19 protein-coding genes are annotated in these 19,599 nt (G+C 72.5%); 3 read left to right on the top strand and 16 right to left on the bottom strand.

The genetic code is table 11. The features are described from left to right. Window positions 1–55: 55 nt before the first annotated feature. From ACP7BP_RS12365 to ACP7BP_RS12330, 8 genes are all read right to left on the bottom strand, one after another. A complete protein-coding gene (locus ACP7BP_RS12365) occupies window positions 56–457 on the bottom strand; it encodes a nuclear transport factor 2 family protein (RefSeq protein WP_426244925.1) in 402 nt (133 codons plus the stop codon). Between the two features lie 72 nt (window positions 458–529). Then, entirely contained in the window at window positions 530–1,921 is a 1,392-nt protein-coding gene (locus ACP7BP_RS12360; protein ID WP_426244924.1) for an amidase, read from the bottom strand. Window positions 1,922–2,030: 109 nt separating this feature from the next. Beyond that, window positions 2,031–2,666 carry an SRPBCC family protein gene (locus ACP7BP_RS12355; protein WP_426244923.1) on the bottom strand — a complete coding sequence of 212 codons (636 nt, stop codon included), beginning with the start codon at window positions 2,664–2,666 and terminating at the stop codon, window positions 2,031–2,033. Beyond that, complete coding sequence (gene cutA, locus ACP7BP_RS12350) at window positions 2,663–5,050, bottom strand: aerobic carbon-monoxide dehydrogenase large subunit (RefSeq protein WP_426244922.1); 2,388 nt, start codon at window positions 5,048–5,050, stop codon at window positions 2,663–2,665. The genes ACP7BP_RS12355 and cutA overlap by 4 nt, the downstream gene beginning before the upstream one ends. Continuing rightward, window positions 5,047–5,568, bottom strand: a complete 522-nt coding sequence (locus ACP7BP_RS12345; RefSeq protein ID WP_426244921.1) for a (2Fe-2S)-binding protein — start codon at window positions 5,566–5,568, stop codon at window positions 5,047–5,049. The genes cutA and ACP7BP_RS12345 overlap by 4 nt, the downstream gene beginning before the upstream one ends. Continuing rightward, a complete protein-coding gene (locus ACP7BP_RS12340; RefSeq protein ID WP_426244920.1) occupies window positions 5,561–6,400 on the bottom strand; it encodes an FAD binding domain-containing protein in 840 nt (279 codons plus the stop codon). Before ACP7BP_RS12340 ends, ACP7BP_RS12345 begins: the two co-directional genes overlap by 8 nt. After that, complete coding sequence (locus ACP7BP_RS12335; RefSeq protein ID WP_426244919.1) at window positions 6,397–7,755, bottom strand: uracil-xanthine permease family protein; 1,359 nt, start codon at window positions 7,753–7,755, stop codon at window positions 6,397–6,399. Before ACP7BP_RS12335 ends, ACP7BP_RS12340 begins: the two co-directional genes overlap by 4 nt. A 145-nt stretch (window positions 7,756–7,900) precedes the next feature. Beyond that, a complete protein-coding gene (locus ACP7BP_RS12330) occupies window positions 7,901–9,148 on the bottom strand; it encodes a PucR family transcriptional regulator (protein WP_426244918.1) in 1,248 nt (415 codons plus the stop codon). 79 nt (window positions 9,149–9,227) lie between these two features. On the opposite strand from ACP7BP_RS12330, the gene ACP7BP_RS12325 reads away from it, so the two are divergent. From ACP7BP_RS12325 to ACP7BP_RS12315, 3 genes are read left to right on the top strand one after another with little or no spacing between them, the layout of a single operon-like run. Continuing rightward, window positions 9,228–9,968, top strand: a complete 741-nt coding sequence (locus tag ACP7BP_RS12325; protein WP_426244917.1) for a DUF2877 domain-containing protein — start codon at window positions 9,228–9,230, stop codon at window positions 9,966–9,968. Further along, window positions 9,965–11,440 carry an FdrA family protein gene (locus tag ACP7BP_RS12320; RefSeq protein WP_426244916.1) on the top strand — a complete coding sequence of 492 codons (1,476 nt, stop codon included), beginning with the start codon at window positions 9,965–9,967 and terminating at the stop codon, window positions 11,438–11,440. Before ACP7BP_RS12325 ends, ACP7BP_RS12320 begins: the two co-directional genes overlap by 4 nt. Further along, a complete protein-coding gene (locus ACP7BP_RS12315) occupies window positions 11,437–12,825 on the top strand; it encodes a DUF1116 domain-containing protein (RefSeq protein ID WP_426244915.1) in 1,389 nt (462 codons plus the stop codon). The genes ACP7BP_RS12320 and ACP7BP_RS12315 overlap by 4 nt, the downstream gene beginning before the upstream one ends. A gap of 147 nt (window positions 12,826–12,972) precedes the next feature. On the opposite strand, the gene ACP7BP_RS12310 is transcribed toward ACP7BP_RS12315, so the two are convergent. The 8 genes from ACP7BP_RS12310 to ACP7BP_RS12275 form a co-directional block, all read right to left on the bottom strand. Continuing rightward, window positions 12,973–13,641, bottom strand: a complete 669-nt coding sequence (locus tag ACP7BP_RS12310) for a lysophospholipid acyltransferase family protein (protein WP_426244914.1) — start codon at window positions 13,639–13,641, stop codon at window positions 12,973–12,975. A 306-nt stretch (window positions 13,642–13,947) separates the two neighbouring features. Next, window positions 13,948–14,352 carry an MGMT family protein gene (locus ACP7BP_RS12305; RefSeq protein ID WP_426244913.1) on the bottom strand — a complete coding sequence of 135 codons (405 nt, stop codon included), beginning with the start codon at window positions 14,350–14,352 and terminating at the stop codon, window positions 13,948–13,950. After that, window positions 14,349–14,876: a hypothetical protein gene (locus ACP7BP_RS12300; protein ID WP_426244912.1), complete on the bottom strand. Its 528-nt coding sequence runs from the start codon at window positions 14,874–14,876 to the stop codon at window positions 14,349–14,351. Before ACP7BP_RS12300 ends, ACP7BP_RS12305 begins: the two co-directional genes overlap by 4 nt. Beyond that, window positions 14,873–16,153: a DUF58 domain-containing protein gene (locus ACP7BP_RS12295; RefSeq protein WP_426244911.1), complete on the bottom strand. Its 1,281-nt coding sequence runs from the start codon at window positions 16,151–16,153 to the stop codon at window positions 14,873–14,875. The genes ACP7BP_RS12300 and ACP7BP_RS12295 overlap by 4 nt, the downstream gene beginning before the upstream one ends. Continuing rightward, window positions 16,150–17,115 carry an AAA family ATPase gene (locus ACP7BP_RS12290; protein WP_426244910.1) on the bottom strand — a complete coding sequence of 322 codons (966 nt, stop codon included), beginning with the start codon at window positions 17,113–17,115 and terminating at the stop codon, window positions 16,150–16,152. The genes ACP7BP_RS12295 and ACP7BP_RS12290 overlap by 4 nt, the downstream gene beginning before the upstream one ends. Window positions 17,116–17,135: 20 nt before the next feature. Then, complete coding sequence (locus ACP7BP_RS12285; RefSeq protein WP_426244909.1) at window positions 17,136–17,603, bottom strand: hypothetical protein; 468 nt, start codon at window positions 17,601–17,603, stop codon at window positions 17,136–17,138. Further along, the gene (locus ACP7BP_RS12280; protein WP_426244908.1) at window positions 17,600–18,337 is read right to left on the bottom strand and encodes a DUF4129 domain-containing protein; all 738 of its coding nucleotides are present in this window, start codon (window positions 18,335–18,337) and stop codon (window positions 17,600–17,602) included. The genes ACP7BP_RS12285 and ACP7BP_RS12280 overlap by 4 nt, the downstream gene beginning before the upstream one ends. A gap of 70 nt (window positions 18,338–18,407) precedes the next feature. After that, complete coding sequence (locus ACP7BP_RS12275; protein ID WP_426244907.1) at window positions 18,408–19,292, bottom strand: hypothetical protein; 885 nt, start codon at window positions 19,290–19,292, stop codon at window positions 18,408–18,410. Window positions 19,293–19,599 lie beyond the last annotated feature (307 nt).

Genomic DNA, 19,599 nt, shown 5'->3' with positions numbered 1-19,599 from the left:
CGAGCCTGCTGATCGTTGGCATATGGTGCCAAATCGAAGCGCTGATGCCCCTCCGTCAGCCCTCGCTAAGGGTGTCGGCATGGCGATGGACGACCCGCCAGTCGCCGGCCTCGCGGCGATAGACCTGCGTGGCTCGCAGGATGAAGGTGCGCTGCTGGCCGTCGACGGTCGCCGAGACGTGCTCGAGGCCGGCTGTGTAGGCCAGGTCTCCGACGACGTCGGACTCCTGCAGCTCGAAGGCGTACGACGTGCAGCCGGAGAAGGTCTCACCGAGGGCGCTGAAGAGCTCGTCGACCTCTCGCAGGCCGTGGGCGTTGCGCCACGCGCCCAGGACGCTCACCGGCTCGTTGCGGGACCACAGCTCCCGCCGCAGTGTCGGGTCGCCGTTGAGCAGCCCGATCTCCGCTTCCTGCAAGGCCGTCTCGACCCACGTGAGGAAGTCCTCGTGGCTGGTCATGCCTCATGATGCGCCCGGCAGGGGCGTTGGCGCACGCCCTGTGGGCGCGCGACTTTCGGGGCCTCTAAAGGCTCACGCCCGGGTGGCGCTCTCGTACGCCGCGGCGATCTCCAGCAGCCTCCGGTCCGCCCCGTGCGGGGCGACGACCTGGATGCCCACCGGCAGCCCGTCCGGGGTGTGCCCTACGGGCAGCGAGATGGCGGGGCAGCCGGTGACGGTGATGAAGTACGCCGACCGCATCCAGTCGAGGTAGGTCTCCATCGGCTTGCCGTTGATGTCGGAGGGAAACTCCTGGTCGGCCGGGAACGGCGGGACCTGGGAGACCGGCAGCACGAGGACGTCGTACTGCTCGAAGAACAGGCGCATGGTCTCCGTGAGCGACGTGCGCTGGAAGTAGGCGCGGGCGACGTCGGCGCCGGTGAGGTCCTCCCCGAGCCGGATGTTGTCGGCCAGCGACTGCTTGAAGGAGTCGGGGTTGTCGGCGAGCAGCCGGCCGAACTTCGCCTGGAAGTGCCAGGCGCGCAGCGTGCGGAACGTGTCGTCGGCGAGGCCGAGGTCGGGGTGGTCGCCGGAGACGTCCGCGCCTTCGCGGCCGAACGTCGCCGCCGACTGATCGACCACCGCGGCCACCCGGTCGTCCACCTCGAAGGCGCCGCCCAGGTCGACACTGACCGCGACCCGCAGCCCGGACAGCGAGGCCGAGGTCGGCGAGGCGAAGGTGGAGCCGGGGTCTCCCAGCGCGAGCGGGGCGCGGGAGTCCGGACCGGCGAGCACGGAGAGCAGGAGGGCGAGGTCGCCCACGTTGCGGGCCATCGGGCCGGCGACGGAGGTGGACTCCCACTGGTTGTAGAGCGGCCACTCCGGCACCCGACCGAGGGACGGGCGCATGCCGACGACCCCACAGAACGACGCCGGATTACGCAGCGAGCCGCCCATGTCGGAGCCCTCGGCGAGCGGCACCATGCCTGAGGCCAGCGCGCACGCCGCTCCCCCGCTGGAGCCGCCGGCTGAGAACCTCGGGTCGACGGGGTTGAGCGTCGTGCCGAAGATGGTGTTGAAGGTGTGCGAGCCGGCGGCGAACTCCGGCACGTTGGTCTTGCCGATCGTCACCGCGCCCGCTCGGCGTACGCGCTCGACGACCAGCTCGTCGCGCTCGGGGACGTTGTCCGCGAAGAGCGGCGAGCCGTACGTCGTGCGCCAGCCCTGGACGGCGTGGGTGTCCTTGAAGGCGAAGGGCAGGCCGTGGAGAGGGCCGACCTCACGTCCCGATGCCAGCGCCTCGTCGGCGTCGGCCGCGCCGGCCCGCGCGCGATCCTCGTCGAGCGAGACGATCGCGTTGAGCTCCGGGTTGCGCTCGGCGATCCGGGCCAGGTGCAGGTCGAGTAGCTCGCGAGCGGAGATCTCGCGGGCGGCCACGGCCGCGGCCATGTCCCGTGCGGTGGAGTCGACGGTCAGCTCGGTCACGACGTCCTCCCGCGAGCTTCGCGGGGCTTTCCGACGCTTCTCGGGGGTTGCAACCCCCGTGAGGCGTCGCGATACCCGGGTAGCCGGGTATCCCGACCGCTCCACCCGCTCACCGACGTCGCCCCAGGAGCGCGCCGGCGAAGACCCCGGCGAGCACGAGACCGGCGCCGACGGCGATGCCCAGGAGGAACTCCTGCTGGCTGCCAGCCTGCTTGGCGGGGGCCGTGAACACCTGGCCGACACCCGTCTCGCCTTGGTCACGAGCCGGTTGCCGCTCAGCCGACTCGGCCACCGGGGCTGGGGCGGCACCCGACAGCACGTCGCCGACGTTGCCGAAGAACTCGCCCGCCATCTTGCGCGAGACCGAGGTGAGCATCCGCTGACCGACGCCGCCGACCATGCCGCCGACGACGGCGTCGGCGTCGTACGTGATCTTCGTGGTGCCGTCACCGGCGTCCTCGAAGGCCACCGACACCTCCGCGCCGATCGTGCCGGGAGCACCCGCGCCCTGCAGGTCCATCCGCAGCGACTCGTGCGGCTTGAGGTCGTGGAGCTTGCAGGTGCCGGCGTACGTGCCCTTGATCGCGGCCACGCCGGCGGTGACGGTCATGTCGTAGGAGTTCTCGCCGGTCGCCTCGAGCCGCGAGCAGCCCGGGATCGTGCGCACGAGCACGGCCGGGTCGAGCAGGGCGTCCCAGACCTTCGCGACGGGAGCCTGCAGGACGTTCTCGCCGGTGAACTTCATCGGGTCTCCTTGGTCAGACGCAGGGCGTGGAGCTCGGACGGCGAGATCGGCATCGCCGTGATGGTGATGCCCTCGGCGTCCTCGATGGCGGCGGCGATCGCGGCGGAGCCGGGGATCACGCCGGCCTCCCCTGCGCCCTTGATGCCGAGCGGGTTGAGCGGGGAGGGAGTCTCGAGGTGGTCGATCTCGATGGTGCTCGGCACCTCGGTGACGTAGGGCATCAGGAAGTCCATGAACGACGCGTTCTGCAGCTGGCCGGACTCGTCGTACTCCATCCGCTCGTAGAGCGCGCCGCCCACGCCCTGCGCGACGCCGCCGTGGATCTGGCCCTCGACGATCATCGGGTTGATGATTTTGCCGCAGTCGTGGACCACGGCGTACCGCACGATCGTGATCTCGGCGGTGTCGGGATCGGTCTCCACGATCACGGCGTGCATGCCGGAGGCGAACGTCGCGCGCTGCGGCGAGTAGAAGTCGCGGCCCTCCAGGCCCGGCTCGTCGTCCTTGGCGACCGGCGGCTTGCCGGGGTCGCCCACGACGAACTGGGTGGCCAGCTTGGAGGCCTCGTCGAAGGCGTAGCGCAGCGGGTTCGACAGCACGGCCACCGTGCCGAGGGCGAGAGTCGTATCGGTGCCGCGCACCCGCACCAGTCCGTCGCTGATCTCCAGGTCCTCGACGTCCGCCTCGAGCGCCTCGGCCGCGATGCGGAGCGCCTTGGCCTTGGTGGCCTTCGCAGCCAGGTGCACGGCCGAGCCGCTCATCACCGCCGCGCGCGAGGCGAAGGTGCCGACGGCGTACGGCATCTTGCGGGTGTCGCCGGAGACGACCTCGACGTCCTCGATGGGTACGCCGAGCTCGTCGGCGACGATCTGCGCGAAGACGGTGGCGTGCCCCTGGCCCTGGGTGGTGAGACCGATGGCCACCTTCACCTTGCCGGAGGTCTCGACGTGCACGTGCGCACCCTCGTAGGGCCCGACGCCGGTGCCCTCGACGTAGCAGGCGAGGCCGATGCCCAGCCGCCGGCCCTCCTTGGCCGCCTCCGCCTTGAGCGCCGGGAAGTCGTCCCAGCCGATGAGCGCCTTGATCTTCTCGAGCGAGGCGGGGTAGTCGCCGGAGTCGTACTCCAGCTCGCGGCCGTCCTGGAAGACCAGCCCGTGGTCGTAGGGGAACTCGTCGGGCTGGATGAAGTTGGTGGCCCGCACGGCGGCCCGGTCGAGGCCGAGCTCGGCGGCGATGGCGTCCATGGTGCGCTCCATCACGAAGCAGCCCTGCGGTCGCCCGGCACCGCGGTACGGCGTCACCATCACCGTGTTGGTGAACAGCGACTCGAACACCACGCGGTAGGCGCCGGGCTTGTACGGCCCGAGCAGCTGGGTGGCGGTGATGATCGGCACGATCAGGCCGTACGGCGAGTAGGCGCCGTGGTCGTGCCAGAACTGCACGTCGAGCCCGAGCACCCGGCCGTCATCGTCGAAGCCGACCTCGACGTGGTGGACCTGTCCGCGCTCGTGCGCGGAGGAGATGAAGTGCTCGCGCCGGTCCTCGGTGAACTTCACCGGCCGCCCGAGCACCCGCGCCGCCATCGGCACGAGCAGCTCCTCGGGCCACGGGTGGTTGATCTTGACGCCGAAGCCGCCGCCGACGTCGGGGGTGACCACGTCGACGTTCGCCAGGTCCAGGCCGAGGCGGGCGGCGATGCAGCCCCGCACGCCGGTCGAGGTCTGCGTCGAGCTCCAGACGGTCAATCGGCCGACGTCGGGGTCCCAGCGGGCCACCACGCCTCGGCCCTCCATCGGCTGGCAGGAGCTGCGCTCGATGGTGAGGTCGAGGGAGAGCTTGCGGGGCGCGGCGGCGATCGCCGCCGGCGCGTCGCCGTTCTTCTGCTCCATGCGAGCGCCGACGTTGCCGGGCACGTCGTCGTGCACGAGGTGGGTCGCGGCCCGGGCGGCGTCGATCCCGACCACGGGAGGCAGGAACTCGTAGTCGACCCGGATCCGGTCGACGGCGTCCTCGGCGATGTAGCGGTCGTCGGCGACCACGAAGGCGATCGCCTCGCCGACGTAGTTGACCTCGTCCTTCGCCAGGGCGTACTGCGTGCGCCCGTGGGTCAGCGCCGGGTGCGGGATCAGCAGCGGCAGCGGCTCGGCCATCGCACCGGCGAGGTCGTCGTACGTCCACACCGAGTGCACGCCGTCGAGGGACAGCACCGCCTCCACATCGATGTCGACGATCCGGGCGTGGGCGTGAGGTGAGCGGAGCACGGCGGCGTGCAGGGTGCCCGCGTGCGTGCCGACCAGCACGTCGTCGACGTACCTGCCCTTGCCGCGCAGGAAGCGCTGGTCCTCGACGCGCGGGACCTTGGTGCCAAACAGCTTGGTGGTCATGGTCGCTCCCCCTGGCCTCCGGAGGAGCCGTGGCTGCCCTGCTCGGCCAGCTCGGCGGCGCGCAGCACCGACGCCACGATGTTCTGGTAGCCAGTGCAGCGGCAGAGGTTGCCGGCGATCATGTCTGTCGCCTCCTGGCGCGTCGGCGACGGATTGTCGCGGATGCCCGCGGTGATGGTGGTCAGGAAGCCCGGGGTGCAGAAGCCGCACTGCAGGCCGTGGCAGTCGGCGAAGGCCTGCTGGACCGGTCCGAGCGAGTCGTCGTCGCCGCCGAGTCCCTCGACGGTGGTGATCTCGGCGCCCGCGACCGAGACCGCGAGCAGCAGGCAGGACCGCACCGGCCGGCCGTCGAGCAGCACCGTGCACGCGCCGCAGACGCCGTGCTCGCAGCCGACGTGGGTGCCGGTCAGGCCGCAGTCGTGGCGGATGGCGTCGGACAGCAGCCGCCGGGCGGGCACGCGTACGTCGTGGGTGGCGCCGTTGACCGTGAGTCGGACGTCGTGCAGCTCCTCAGACATGGGCCCTCCCCCGGGCGTGCCCGGTCGCGGCGGCCAGGACGCGGGGCGTGAGCACCCGCACCAGATGGGCGCGATAGTCGGCGCTGGCGTGGATGTCGGCGCCCGGCTCGAGGTGGGCGAGCGCCGCCTCGCCCGGGTCGTCCACGCCCGTGAGGTCGACGACCGTCGGCACGTCGCAGACGGAGAAGAAGCCGGCCTTGGCCGAGACCACCCGTTCGCCCTCGAGCTGGACCAGCGCGGCGACGCCGGCCATCGCGTAGTCGCCGTGCCGCCGGGCGATCTCCTCGAAGCCCACCCCGGCGTTCGCTGCGAGCGCGGGGAAGGTCGCCTCCACCGCGATCTCGTCGTGGCCGATCGACGTCTCGAGCGGGCCGACGTACAGCTCGTCGGCGGGAATGCTCCGCCGGCCCGACGGCCCCTCGACGTCGACGGAGCCACCGAGCAGCCTCAGCACGGCCGGCAGCTCTGACGCCGGATCGGCGTGTACGACGGAGCCCACCGTGGTGCCGCGGTTGCGGATGGTCGCGTGCGCGACGTGCCGCAGGGCCAGGGCGAGCAGTGGCTGCACCCGCTCGGCCTCGGCGGAGGCGAGCACGTCGCTGTGCCGCGCGAGCGCGCCGACGCGGACGCCGTCCGCCGTGCACCGCACGTCGTCGAGGCCGGGCAGCCCGTTGATGTCGACCAGCATCGTCGGGGCGGCGAGCCGCATCGACAGCAGCGGGAGCAGGGACTGGCCGCCCGCCAGCACCTTCGCGTCCGGGTCGCGGCCGAGCGCGGCGAGTGCGTCCGAGAGCGACGACGGGCGGACGTAGGCGAAGGGTGCAGGCTTCACAGCGCCCGGGTCACCTTGCCCGAGTCAGAGCTCTTGCGGAAGTTCACCATGTGGAAGAAGACGATGACCATGATGGTGCCCAGCGCGATGCCGCCGAGCTCGAAGTCGTCGCCGATGGTGAGGGTGACGCCGCCGATGCCGGCGATCAGGCCGCCCGCCAGGCCCACCATGTTGACGGGGTCCCCGAAGTCGACGCGGTTCTCGACCCAGATCTTGGCTCCCACCAGTCCGATCATGCCGTAGAGCACAACCGTGATGCCGCCGAGAACGCCTCCGGGGGTGGCGTTGACGATGGCCCCGAACTTCGGGCACAGGCCGAGCAGGATCGCGACGATCGCGGCGACGTAGTAGGCCGCCGTCGAGTAGACGCGGGTCGCGCCCATGACGCCGATGTTCTCGGCGTACGTCGTCGTCGGCGAGCCGCCGAACGCGCTGGCGAACGCCGTGGCGAGGCCGTCGGCGCCGATGGCGCGGCCCATGTAGGGGTCGAGGTTGTCGCCGGTCATCTCGGCGACCGCCTTGACGTGCCCGGTGTTCTCGGCGATCAGGGCGATCACGCCGGGCAGGACGAGCAGGATGAAGGTGAGGGAGAGGCTGGGGGCGTGCACGACGCTGACGCCGTCGGCGAGCTTCCCGCTCGGCAGGCCGATCCAGTCGGCCGCCTCGACGCCGGCCCAGCTGACGCGGTCGTGCGAGGTGGCCTCGGTCGCGCCGCCGAGGACCGAGGTGATCGGGCCGAAGAGGATGTCGGCGAAGAGAGAGATGAGGTAGCCGAAGATCAGCGCGAGGAACACTGCGATGCGCGACCAGAAGCCGGGGAAGGTCACCGCGGCCAGCACCATGAAGGCGGCGGTCAGGAGGGCGATCCACTGGTCCTGGGGCCAGTAGATGCCGGCCACCACCGGCGCCAGGTTGAAGCCGATGAGCATGACCACCGCACCGGTGACGGCGGGCGGCAGGATCCGGTGGATCAGGCCCGAGCCGGCGAAGTGGATCAGCACGCCGATGAGGAGCAGCACGATGCCGGCGACCATGATCGCGCCGGTGACGTCGGCGGAGTCGCCGCCCTGCGCGCGGATGGCGGCCACGCTGGCGACGAACGAGGCGCTGGTGCCCAGGTAGCTCGGCACCTTGTTAGCACAGATCAGCAGGAACAGGATCGTGCAGATGCCGGAGAACATGATGGCGAGGTTGGCGTCCAGCCCCATCACGAGCGGGAAGACGAACGTGGCACCGAACATCGCCACGACGTGCTGGGCTCCCAGCCCGATCGTCTTGCCCCAGGCGAGCCGCTGGTTGGGCGCGACGGCCACCCCGGGCTCGGGATCGACTACGTCCCACTTGAACATCGACATGTTGGGAGTCCCTCTCGCGTTGGTGCTGGGTGAGTACCCCGAGGTGCCAAGTTAGTGCTCTCCATGACACACCCATCAGGGCGATAACTGTCGAAGGAACGCCGAAGTCGCTGGCAGAGGTTGACGTGTGTCGCTGCCGATCTGCCTAGCCGATCTCCAGCACGCGCAGCGCCACGGCCACGTCGAGCCGCAGGTGCGGGTCGCTCGAGAGCGGGCCGAGCTGGCGCTCGAGCTTGCCCACCCGGTAGCGCAGCGTGTTGTAGTGGACGAACTGCTCGCGCGCGGCCTCGGCCACGTTGAAGTTGGTGTCGAGCAGGACCTGCAGCGTCTCCCGCGCCTTCGCCGCCTCGGCGGTCGGCTCCGCGAGCGGCCCCAGCACGTCGCGGGCGAACTCCCCGAGCTCCCGGGCGTCGGGGACGAGCGCGAACAGCCGGTGCACCCCGAGCTGGTCGAAGAACGTCGTCGAGCCGCTGCCGTGCAGCTTCCTGCCGATCGACAGGGCGCGCTGGGACTGCGCGTAGGCCCCCGGAAGCTCCTGCAGCGAGGACGTCACCCGGCTCACGCCGACCGTGAACGGCCGCCGCCCGCCGCCCTTGTCGCCGGCCACTGCCTTCACCACCCGGCGTACGACGTCGTGGCCGAGGCGGTCGTGCTCGAGCGCGGGCAGCAGCGCCACCACCTCGGAGGAGAAGTCGGCCGTGGGGATGCCCTCGGCGACGTCGCGGGTGACCTGTCGCCACGCCTGCGCGAAGCGCTCCTGCCACCGCCGGTGCTGCGCCGACTCCCCCGCGACGTCCGCCGGTGCCGGGTCGATCTCGGCACACACGACCACGACGGGCCGGGTGAGGTCCCAGCCGAAGGAGGCCAGGTGCCCGGTGACGTAGGCGCTGTCCCCGGCCCGGCCGAGGAAGAGGTCGCGCAGGAAGTCGCCCTGGTACTTCGTCTCGACGGCGGACACCGCCTGCTCACGGGTGATGAGCAGCGCGGCCACCGCCGCCGCGCGTTCGAGGGCGTGCACGTCGTCCTGGGTGATCGACCCGTCCGCCCGGCAGCCCACCAGCCGGGCCAGGTCGGTGCCGCCCGCCACGACGCGCAGCATGCGGGCCTCGCCACCACCCACGGGTACGCCGTCGGCGCCGGCACGCTCGACCCGGAACCGGCCGGTCGGGTCGACCAGCCCGCCGCCCTCCAGAAGGGCCCGCAGGTCGTCCGTCATGGCCGAGGCTCGCTCGCGACCGTCCGTCGACGTGATCAGCACGCCGATGCCGAGAACCCGCGCCGCCTCGGCGGCGATCCGGTCGAGGTCGCCGCCCTCCAGCACCAGCTCGGTCAGCGCCGAGTGCAGCGCGTCGATGCGGGCCAGCGCAGCACTGGCGCCCTCGCGTGTCGTCAACTCTTGGACCTCATCCACGGGATCATTGGCAGAACCTCACATCGGCAAACCCTAGTCGTGGCCTCTAGCGTGGTCGAACGTGAGTGCCGAACTGCCTGTCAGCGCCCCGGCACGGCTCCGTTCCCTCCTGGCCGGCACCGCCGACAATGCCCTCAAGATCGTCCATCGCGGGCCGCACGCCGTCTACGTCGCACTGCCCTCCGCCGACAACCGCTGCGTCGGGGTGCTGGGCTCGGCCGCGACCGCGGTGCCCTGCGGCTTGCGCCTCGCGACCCCCACGGTCGGCCCGCTGACCGGCGAGCGCGCCGAGGTCCGAGCCGGCGTCCTGCACGTCGACGGCGTCGCCCTGCCCGTACGCCGGGTCGTGGACGCGACCGTCCCCGCCATGCCTCGGGTCCTCGACGGCGGTGACCCGCTGCGAGGCATCGACGCCACCGTGGCCGGCGAGCTCACCGCCCTCCGTCTCGATCCCCAGCACCTGGACCGGGTGCTGGGCCACGGTGGCGGCCTGACCCCACTGGGCGACGACGTGATCTGCGGCTGGCTCGCCCAGCACCGGTCGCTCGGCGTCGCAACTCCGTGGGCCGACGACGTCGTACGCATCGCTCGCACACGCACCACCACCCTGTCGGCCACCCTGCTCGAGTGTGCGTTCCACGGCGAGGTGATCCCGGAGTTCGCCGCCTGGGTCGCCGCGCACGAGACCGACGAACCCGCCCGCGCCGCCGAGCTCGCCTCGGTCGGTCACTCATCCGGCGCGGGCCTGCTGTACGGCGCCCGCGCCGCCCTGCTCCATCTCTCCCGAAAGGCCGCTGCATGAGCACTGCCACCCACGTCGAGCTCCGGCCCGGCGCGTACGCCGACTCCGTCGCGCTGCTGCAGGTCAGCCGCACCCTCCAGCAGCTGCCGGGTGTCGCCGCGGCGCAGGTCGCGATGGCCACTCCGCTCAACGTCGACGTGCTCACCCAGATGGGCTTCGAGGTGCCCGGCGGCGCCACGCCCAACGACCTGGTCGTCGCGGTGCGACTCACCGACGATGCCGGACCCGACGCGCTCGCCCAGGCCCATGCCGCGATGGAGAGCGCGCTCGCCAGTCGCACCGAGTCGGCCGCCGTCGAACAGGCACCCCCGCGCACGACCGCCACCGCGCTCAGGTCGGCACCGGACAGCGCCCTCGTGCTCGTCTCGGTGCCCGGGCCGAACGCGCTCGTCGAGGCCATGGACGCCGTCGAGGCCGGGTGCGACGTGATGGTCTTCAGCGACAACATGCCGCTCGACCATGAGCTCGCCCTCAAGCGGGCAGCGGCGCAGCGCGACGTCCTCGTCATGGGACCCGACTGCGGCACCAGCGTCATCGGCGGCGTCGGCCTCGGCTTCGCCAACACCACCGAGCCCGGTCCGGTGGGCCTGGTCGCGGCGTCCGGCACCGGCGCCCAGCAGCTCCTCTGCCTGCTCGACCACGCCGGTGTCGGCGTCACCCACGCGCTGGGGGTCGGCGGTCGCGACCTCTCGGCCGACGTACGCGGGCTGTCGACCCGGGCCGCGCTGGCCCGGCTGGACGCCGACGACTCCGTCGAGCTCGTCGTCCTCGTCTCCAAGCCGCCCGCCGACGACGTCGCCGAGGAGATCTGGGAGTACGCCGCCGGGCTGGGCACGCCGGTCGAGCTGGCGTTCCTCGGCGCCGGCCGGCACGACCTGACCGCCGCGGCCGAGTCGGCGTTGAGGGCACTGGGCCGGGAGGTGCCGACGTGGCCCGTGCACGAGCCGGCGACGCCGCGTCAACCCACCGGCGGCCACCTGCGCGGGCTGTTCGTCGGCGGCACGCTCTGCGACGAGGCGATGCTCATCGCGACCGAGGAGCTGGGCCCGATCCGGAGCAACATCCCACTCTCGCCCGGCCTCGAGCTCGACGCGGGTCTCACCGCCGAGGGACACACGATGGTCGACTTCGGCGACGACGAGCTGACCGCGGGCCGGGCGCACCCGATGATCGACCCGACGCTGCGCCTGGACCACCTCGCCCGGACCGCCGCCGACCCGACCACCGGCGTACTCCTGCTCGACGTCGTCCTCGGCCACGGGGCCGAGCCCGATCCAGCGGCGCTGCTCGCCCCGGCCATCGCCGCGGTCAGCCAGCCCGTCGTGGTCTCCCTGGTCGGCACCTCCGCCGACCCGCAGGGCCTCGACAGGCAGGTCGAGGCGCTGACAGACGCCGGTGCGCAGGTGCACTTCTCCAATGCGGCGGCGACCCGCTCCGCCGTCGCCCTGACTCTCGCGGGAGGAACCCGATGACGACCCCTCAGCTCGTGGTAGGCGTCGGCGCCGACCTATTCGCCGACGCGGTGGCCGGACAGGCCGTCGACGTCAGCCGCGTCGACTGGCGCCCACCGATGTCGGGCACGGCCGACGACCTCGCCACCGTCGCGGGAGATCCGCTGCGTGTCGAGGCGAACGAGCGCGCCCTGGCGGCGATGCTCGGCGTGCAGGCGATGCTCGTCGACGTCGGCCCGGCGTCCGAGGTGCTAGGACTCCAGCAGGGCGAGTTCCTGCACGCGGGGCCGCCGATCGGGTGGGACCGCACCTCCGGCCCGCTGCGCGGGGCCTTGATGGGTGGGGCCGCGCTCGAGGGGCTGGTCGAGGACCCCGACGACGCCGTACGCCTCTTCGAGTCCGGCACCTCCGTCAGCCTCGAGCCCTGCCACCACCGCAACACCGTCGGACCCATGGCCGGCGTGGTCACGCCGTCGATGTGGATGTTCGTGCTCGAGGACCCGACCACGGGCCGGCGTACGCACTGCTCGCTCAACGAGGGCCTCGGCAAGGTGCTGAGGTACGGCGCCTACTCACCGGACGTGCTCCAGCGACTGCGGTGGATGGGCGACGTGCTCGGCCCGCTGCTCCGCACCGCCGTGCGCGCCACCGGCCCGGTCGACGTGACCGGGATCCTGACCCAGATGCTCCAGATGGGCGACGAGGCCCACAACCGCAACCGCGCGGGCACCCTGATGCTGCTGCGCGACCTCGCTCCAGCGATGGCGATGTCGGGGGCTGATGCCGCCGACGTCGGCGAGGCGCTGCGCTTCGTCGGGGCCAACGACCACTTCTTCCTCAACCTCGCCATGCCGGCCTGCAAGCTGGCCCTGGACGCCGCACGCGGCATCGAGGGCTCGACGATGGTGGTGGCGATGGCCCGCAACGGCACCGACTTCGGGATCCAGGTGGCCGGCACCGGCGACGAGTGGTTCACGGGTCCGGCGCAGGTGGCCGAGGGCCTCTACCTCGGCGACTACGGGCCCGACGACGCCAACGCCGACATCGGCGACTCCGCCATCACCGAGACCGCCGGCATCGGCGGGTTCGCGATGGCGACCGCCCCCGCGATCGTGCGCCTGGTCGGCGGCACCGTGCCCGACGCGCTGGCCACCACCCGCCGGATGCACGAGATCACGCTCGGCGAGAACCCGCGTTGGACCGTGCCGATCCTGGAGTTCCGCGGCGTACCGTCCGGCATCGACGTGACCCGGGTGTGCCGGACCGGCATCCTCCCGCAGATCAACACCGGGATGGCCGGCAAGGTGCCCGGCACCGGACAGGTCGGCGCCGGCCTGGTCACCCCGCCGGCCGAGATCTTCCCAGCCGCCCTGGTCCGGCTCGCCGAGCTGGCCCGTGCCCGTTGAGTCGCGCCCGCGTACCCGTCGGGTTGCGCCCGCGTACCAGTTGAGTCGCGCCCGCGTACCCGTCGCAGAGGTACAGCGGCGCCACTCAACAGGTACGGCGGCGCAACTCGACAGGCACAGGGGCGCAACTCAACAAGGACACCGGGGTCAGAGGTCCGGTGCCCGGTCGTTGTAGACGCCGGCTAGCTCCTGGCCCGACAGGGCGGCGATCGCGGCCATCACCTCGTCGGTGACCTCTCGGCGGGCGCGGCCCAGCGGGACGCCGTCGAAGCGCCCGGTGAAGTCGAGGGGCTCGCCGAACGCGATGTGCACCTTGGCGAGCCGCGGCCGGTTGGACCCCACCGGCATCAGCGCCTCGGTGCCGCGCAGTCCGACCGGCACGATGGGTACGCCGGCGGTGAGCGCCACGTGGGCGGCACCGGTGCGGCCCCGGTAGAGCCGTCCGTCGCGGCTGCGCGTGCCCTCGGGGTAGATGCCGAAGGCCCCGCCGCGGCTCACCACCGCGAGCGCCGTGTCGAGGCTGTTGATGGCGGCCTGGGGGTCGTCGCGGTCGACCGGGAGCATGCCGATGCCCTCGAACCAGGCCCGGGTGAGCAGGCCCTTCACGCCGGTGCCCTCGAAGTACTCCTTCTTGGCGAGGAACGCCACCTTGCGGGGGACCACGACCGGGATCACCACGGAGTCGACGAAGCTGAGGTGGTTGCTGGCCAGGATCACGCCGCCGGTGCGCGGGATGTTGTCGAGGCCGGTGACGACGGGACGCCATACCGCCTTGGAGAGGGGGGCGATGACGGGGTGGACCAGGCCATAGAGCATGGCGTCATCATGCCGGTTCGCGACGGCGCCCGGCGCCGTGTCCGAGATGGACGAAGGGCCCCTGCATGTATGAGATGCAAGGGCCCCCCTGGTGACCGGATCGTGGTGACGCTTCCGGTCGATCGCCCATCGACTCCGATCCCGACACCCCGTCACCCTGGTGCCTCGGCGGCCCCGCCCCGGAGGGCTGAGCAACCGTACGGACCCTTGTCTTTGAGCCACCACGCCCTCCCCGGAGGGAGTGCGTGGGAGAAGTTCTATGTGCACGGAACCCATGCGCACAAGGGCTTTCGGGAAATTTCCCCACTATTTGCGACGGACGGGCGTGTCGTGCACAGGGCCGGGTCCGCTGTCCACAGGAGAGCCCGGTTCATCCCCAGCCTCGTCCACAGGCAGCACCGCCGGCCAGAACGCCGCGGCCAGGTCGACCGATCCCGAGGGCCGCATCGGCGTCGCCTCCTCCAGGTAGGCCTGCCGGGCCTCACCCTGGTGGCTGGGCGGCAGCGACCCGTCGGCACGCACTACGCGCCACCACGGCACCGGCCCGCCGTACGCCGCCATCACCGCGCCGACCTGCCGCGGCCCGCCGCCGCCGGCCACCCGGCCCACGGCCTCGGCGATCGAGCCGTACGTCGTCACCCGGCCCCACGGCACCTGCTCGACGCACGACAGCACCAGCTCGGCGTAATCTTCGGGATCCACGCGGGTCACGACGACGACTCCCGCAGTCCGCGCACGGCCAGGGCGCAGAGCACGGTGGCGACCATGACGCCGACCAGCCCTGCCGTCCAGACTCCCGCAACATCCGCGTCACCACGCAGCAGCCGCGCGACCACGAGAAGCGCGGGCACGGGCAGCAGCACCGCCAGGCCACGTCGTACCCAGGTCAGCACGAGGGCGCGGGGCACGCCCACCTCGGCGGGTGCGTACGACGACAGCAGTGCCGTCACGTGCGCGAGCACCAGGCAGCCCGCGGCTGCGACCACCACCGGGTGCAGGGCCTGGTCGCCCTCGAGACCGATCGCCCACCACGCGACCACCAGGGCGAGTACGACGACCCCGACGGCCGATTCCGGGAAGACCGCCCAGCCCCCCGCCAGCACCGTCAGCACGACCAGCAGCACCGTCCCCGGGCCTTCGCCGACGGTCGCCGTCAGCAGCACCGCGGCGACCGGCGCGGCCGTCACCACGGCCCGCATCAGCCACATCCTGGCGCCGCCGTGCAGGCGCTTCATCGGACCCGCACCGTCGGCAGCTGGGCACGCCGGGCCAGCCGGTACAGCACCTGGTCGAGGGTGCCCGGGCCCCGCCACGGCACCACCGGGCAGCCGGTCGCGGCCAGGTGGCGCAGCAGGTCGTCGCGGTCCAGCTGCCGCATCCGCCAGGCGAGCTCCGCCAACGCCTCGTCGGTGCCCTCGGCCACCGCCATCCGCACGTCCTCCGGCAGCGTGTCGACCACGACGACGGGCACCCCCCGCTGGCTGGCCGACGCGACCGCGGTCACCACGCCGTCGTCGAGCATCGGCGAGAGCACATAGACCACGGTGCCTCCCGGGACACCCAGCGTGAAGCCCTCGGGCAGCCGCGACCGCTCGATGCGGGTGCGGGCCAGGAGTCCCTGCAGCCGACGCAGGTGCCGCTGGCCGCCGGCCGTGGCGAGGCGCGCGTCGTGGGCACCGAGCACCCGCAGGCCCACGCGGTCGCCGCGGCGTACGTGGTGCTCGGCCAGCGCCGAGGCGGCCCGGACGCCGAGATCGAGGCTGCTGGCCTCGCCGTCCACACCTCCCGAGCGGCCGAGGTCGACGAGGGCGTCCAGGACGACGAGCACCGCGCTGTCCTCCTCCGCCCGGGTCGTCACGACGTGCAGGGCACCGGTGCGCAGCGAGGTGCGCCACTGGATGCGCCGCAGCCGGTCGCCGGAGGCGAACGGCCGGATCCCGGAGAACTCCGTGCCCGACCCGTTGCGGCGAGAGCGGTGCGCACCGACGAGCCCGACGGGTGCAGGGGCCTCCGCGCGGGAGTCGTACGGCGCCCGAGCGGGCAGCACGAACATCTCCTGCCCGCTGACCGTCACCACGCCGAACCGGAAGCCCGCCCACCGGCTCGTCAGCGCGACGCCCTCGGCGCCGAGCAGCCGGCGCCCCCAGCGGCGCGGGCTCAGCTGGAGGTCGTGGTTGTCGGTCGCCAGAGCCACGAGGGCCCCTGCGGCGGGACGCATCGCGACGTACGGCACCGGTTGCGCGACGCGCGTGACGACCTCCACGTCGTCGGCGTTGGTCAGCCGTAGCCGCGACCGGGTCCCCTGGCCCTCGTGCAGGCTGACGTGCTCGAGCCGGTTGTCGACCCTCGGACGCTCGGTCGGGCGGTGCAGTACCGACATCAGGGTCAGCACGAGGAACGGGCTCACCAGCACCACCACCACCGGCTCGCCGAGGGTGACGGCGGCCAGCGCCCCGACGGCAGCCAGGATGGCGGCCCGGGCGAGGGCCGGCGTCGTCTGCCAAACCGTCACGACCTCCGGCCGCCCAGCGTCGGCGGCGCGGCGACGTCGGAGAGGACGGCGTCCACGATCCGCTCCCCCGACGCCTGGGTCATCCACAGCTCGGGCCGCACGGTGATGCGGTGCGACAGCACCGGCCGCGCGACGGCCTTGACGTCCTCGGGGATCACGTAGTCGCGACCGCGCAGGACCGCGAAGCCCCGGGCCGCCAGCACCAGGCCCAGCGAGCCACGGGGCGAGGCGCCGGTCAGCGCGTCGGGATGGCGCCGCGTCGCGGTGACGAGGTCGACGCAGTAGCGGCCGATGCTCTCGTCGACCTCGACCTCCTCGACCGCGGCCTGCATGCCCAGCAGCCCGGAGGCGTCGGTCACCTGCTCCAGCTGGATCTCCTCGCGTCGCCGGGCCAGCCGCCGCGCCACCACGTCGTACTCCTGCTCGGCACCGGGGTATCCGAAGCTGACGCGCAGCAGGAACCGGTCGAGCTGCGCCTCGGGCAGCGGGTAGGTGCCTTCGTACTCCACCGGGTTGGCGGTGGCGAGCACGTGGAACGGCGCCGGCAGCTGGAAGGTCTCCCCCTCGATGGTGATCTGGCGCTCCTGCATCGCCTCCAGCAGCGCGGCCTGGGTCTTGGGCGGCGTCCGGTTGATCTCGTCGGCGAGCAGCAGCCCGGTGAACAGCGGCCCCCGCCTGAACTCGAACCGCCCTTCGCGCTGGTCGTAGATGAACGACCCGGTCAGGTCGGCGGGCAGCAGGTCGGGCGTGAACTGCGCGCGCGCGAAGTCGAGCCCGAGGGCCTGCGCGAACGAGCGGGCGGCCAGCGTCTTGCCCAGCCCCGGGAAGTCCTCCAGGAGGACGTGCCCCTTCGCGAGCACCGCAGCCAGCACCAGCGCGAGCTTGTCGGCCTTGCCCACCACCGCCCTCTCGACCTCGGTGAGCACCCGGCCGGCCAGCTCGCTCGCGTCGGTGACGCTCATCGTCGGGTTCGTCTCTGCGGTCACAGTTCCTCGATTCGGGTGAGCATTCGGTCGATCTCGGCCACCGACAGGCGGCGGTGCGGGTCCCGGCACATGGCGGCCCACTCCGGCCCCAGCGCGTCTGCCGAGGTCGTGTCGTCGGGGGGTACGCCGAGACGCGCCTCGAGCCGCGCGTGCCCGAGCGCGAGGAGCCGTCGACGCAGCGCCTGATCGGGCTCGCGCGAGGCGGCGTGGCTCTCGAGAAGGCGCAGGTACCCGGAGAGCACCACGTCCTGGCCGGGCGGCTGGAACGGCGACGTCGAGGCGACGTTCCACTCGGCAGGTGGGGCGTCGAGCGCGTCGATCACCAGCCACCAGACGAGCAGTCCTAGCAGTACGAGCAGGAGCAGCGGCACCGCGTGCGGCTCGAAGTCGAGGGTTCGCAGGGCGACGTACAGGACGGCGTACAGGACCGCGGCGACTGCGACGCGGCCGACCCACCCCTTCACGACGGCTCCCGGTCTGCCCGGGTCGTGCGGGGGCTCAGCTGGATGTCCTGCAGCGCGGCTCGGGCTGCCGTGCGGGCGTCCTCGCCCAGCGGGTGCTCGGAGAACCGTGCCTCCCGGTAGAGCTCCCCCAGCGTCAGGACCGCGTGCGGGTCGGCGCCCACCAGGTCGAGCATCCGGTAGGTGAACTCCGAGGACGTCTCCCAGGGCTCACGGGGCAGCCCGGCCTCCCGGGCCTGCACCTCGAACCGGTGCCAGCACGCCTCGATGGCCGTGCGCGGGGTGCCCTCGTCGAGCAGGGCCCGCTGGATCGAGGCGTCCCTCTCCATCTGCTCGCTGACCCTCGCGGGCTGGTCGAGGACGTCGAAGTCGACCGGCGCCGGGTCGGTCACGCGACGCGCGAGACGGGCCTGACCCCACAGGGCGCGCACGACCAGGAACGCCACCGCCGCCACCAGCACCCAGAAGGCGATCACCACCAGCCCTGCGAGCACCCCGAGGAGAGCAGGCGGCTCGCCCGGCTGATCGGTCCCCGCAGGCAGGGGGCCGGTGGTCTCCGCGGTCGGTGTGGCAGGCACGGTCGACACCTGCACCCGTTCGGGACCCTCGCCGGACAACACGGCGTCGCGCCCGATCGAGGCCGCCCACACGGCCAGCACCGCCACGAGCATCAGGCCCGCGACGGAGAGCACGGCGACGACGCCTGCGCGCGTGCCGCCAGTCGTCTGCCCGCGCATGGCAGCAACCTAGCCGGACCGTACGACGCCCGTCCCCCCGCGGCGGACGGGGCGTCGTACCCCGGGGAGGTCAGAGGATCGGGCTGAAGGGCTCGGTGCCGTCGACCAGGGCGAGGCCGCCGATGCCGGAGTGCGCCTGCGCGTAGGCGAGCTCGCGCGCCAGGTCGCCGATGTTGTTCGACGCCGGCAGCGGTGCCAGGCCGAGCGTCGACAGGGTGCCGACCGCGGCGCCGTCGGCGCTGAGGAACCCGGACCCGGAGTCACCGGGGACGCCGGGGGTCACCGTGTAGAGCGGGTGGGTCCAGCCGGTGTCGGCGGCGCTGTCCCCGAGGCTGACGCCCACGTGGGGCGACAGGATCTCGATGCCGGCGCGGAGGCTTGAGTTGCCGTAGGTGTAGACCTTGTCGCCCGTGGTGGTGCCGTTGGTGTCGATCCCGACCGGACCGCCCCAGAAGGGCACCGACGGGTTGACCTTCGACACGTCGGCCGCGTCGACCCTGACCAGCGCGAGGTCGTTGTAGGCGCAGGTGCTGGCGTCCTGCTCGTTGCCCTGCTGCATGGTCAGCCAGGAGCTGTAGGCCAACGTGCCGGCGCCGACCTGCCTGCCCTCCGAGAGCAGCGAGCCGCCTTCGTTGAACGTCACCCGCGTGCCCAGCGGCAACGACTGCGCCAGGCAGCCGTCGGTGTCGGTGGCGGAGCCGAGGCCCGCGCAGTGCGCGGCGTACCCGACGTAGGTGTTGCCGGCCGCGTCGCTGAAGACGAAGTTGGCGGTGCACTGCGCGCCGTCGGTGTACATCTGCACACCCGGGTGGATCCGGGCGGTGGCCGCGGGTGCCCAGCCCGTCGAGGCGTTGGTGGCGGCCGTGGCGGTGACCGCGGTCGCGGTCAGGGCGGTGAGCAGGACGGCGGCGCCGAGCAGCGGGCCGACGGTGAGACGTGTGCGATGGGTACGCATGAGCTCCCTCTCGTCAGGTACCGGCGGCCCTGAGTCGCCGCCGGGAGTCTGTCGAGAGGCTCAACGACGTTGTTACCGACGGGTTACGTCGGGCATCGCGAGCTCACCCGGGCCCTGTCAGTACGACGGCACGCTGGGTGCCGACCCGACCTTCGCCGGGACTCCTCGCGGTTCGTGGCCGTTGCAACGAGTGCGAAGCGTGGTGATCCCCGGATATCCGGGGATCACCACGCCGGCACCCCCCCGGCAGTACGAGGGGGGGGTCGGGGGGACCGGGGTGTCACCGGCCCCCACGCCCCCCCCCACC

The sequence above is a fragment of the Nocardioides sp. LHG3406-4 genome (assembly GCF_049897745.1).
Taxonomy (GTDB): Bacteria; Actinomycetota; Actinomycetes; order Propionibacteriales; family Nocardioidaceae; genus Nocardioides.
Note: the sequence above shows the minus strand (reverse complement) of the source record. Positions and strands in the feature narration are given on the sequence as shown.

What these genes read in the sequence shown, in the direction of transcription:
- ACP7BP_RS12335 (WP_426244919.1), bottom strand. Translation starts at nt 7,755, where the DNA reads ATGTCGATGTTCAAGTGGGACGTAGTCGATCCCGAGCCCGGGGTGGCC.
- ACP7BP_RS12355 (WP_426244923.1), bottom strand. Translation starts at nt 2,666, where the DNA reads ATGAAGTTCACCGGCGAGAACGTCCTGCAGGCTCCCGTCGCGAAGGTC.
- ACP7BP_RS12345 (WP_426244921.1), bottom strand. Translation starts at nt 5,568, where the DNA reads ATGTCTGAGGAGCTGCACGACGTCCGACTCACGGTCAACGGCGCCACC.
- ACP7BP_RS12280 (WP_426244908.1), bottom strand. Translation starts at nt 18,337, where the DNA reads ATGCGCGGGCAGACGACTGGCGGCACGCGCGCAGGCGTCGTCGCCGTG.
- ACP7BP_RS12310 (WP_426244914.1), bottom strand. Translation starts at nt 13,641, where the DNA reads ATGCTCTATGGCCTGGTCCACCCCGTCATCGCCCCCCTCTCCAAGGCG.
- ACP7BP_RS12320 (WP_426244916.1), top strand. Translation starts at nt 9,965, where the DNA reads ATGAGCACTGCCACCCACGTCGAGCTCCGGCCCGGCGCGTACGCCGAC.
- ACP7BP_RS12300 (WP_426244912.1), bottom strand. Translation starts at nt 14,876, where the DNA reads ATGAAGCGCCTGCACGGCGGCGCCAGGATGTGGCTGATGCGGGCCGTG.
- ACP7BP_RS12365 (WP_426244925.1), bottom strand. Translation starts at nt 457, where the DNA reads ATGACCAGCCACGAGGACTTCCTCACGTGGGTCGAGACGGCCTTGCAG.
- ACP7BP_RS12275 (WP_426244907.1), bottom strand. Translation starts at nt 19,292, where the DNA reads ATGCGTACCCATCGCACACGTCTCACCGTCGGCCCGCTGCTCGGCGCC.
- cutA (WP_426244922.1), bottom strand. Translation starts at nt 5,050, where the DNA reads ATGACCACCAAGCTGTTTGGCACCAAGGTCCCGCGCGTCGAGGACCAG.
- ACP7BP_RS12290 (WP_426244910.1), bottom strand. Translation starts at nt 17,115, where the DNA reads ATGAGCGTCACCGACGCGAGCGAGCTGGCCGGCCGGGTGCTCACCGAG.
- ACP7BP_RS12315 (WP_426244915.1), top strand. Translation starts at nt 11,437, where the DNA reads ATGACGACCCCTCAGCTCGTGGTAGGCGTCGGCGCCGACCTATTCGCC.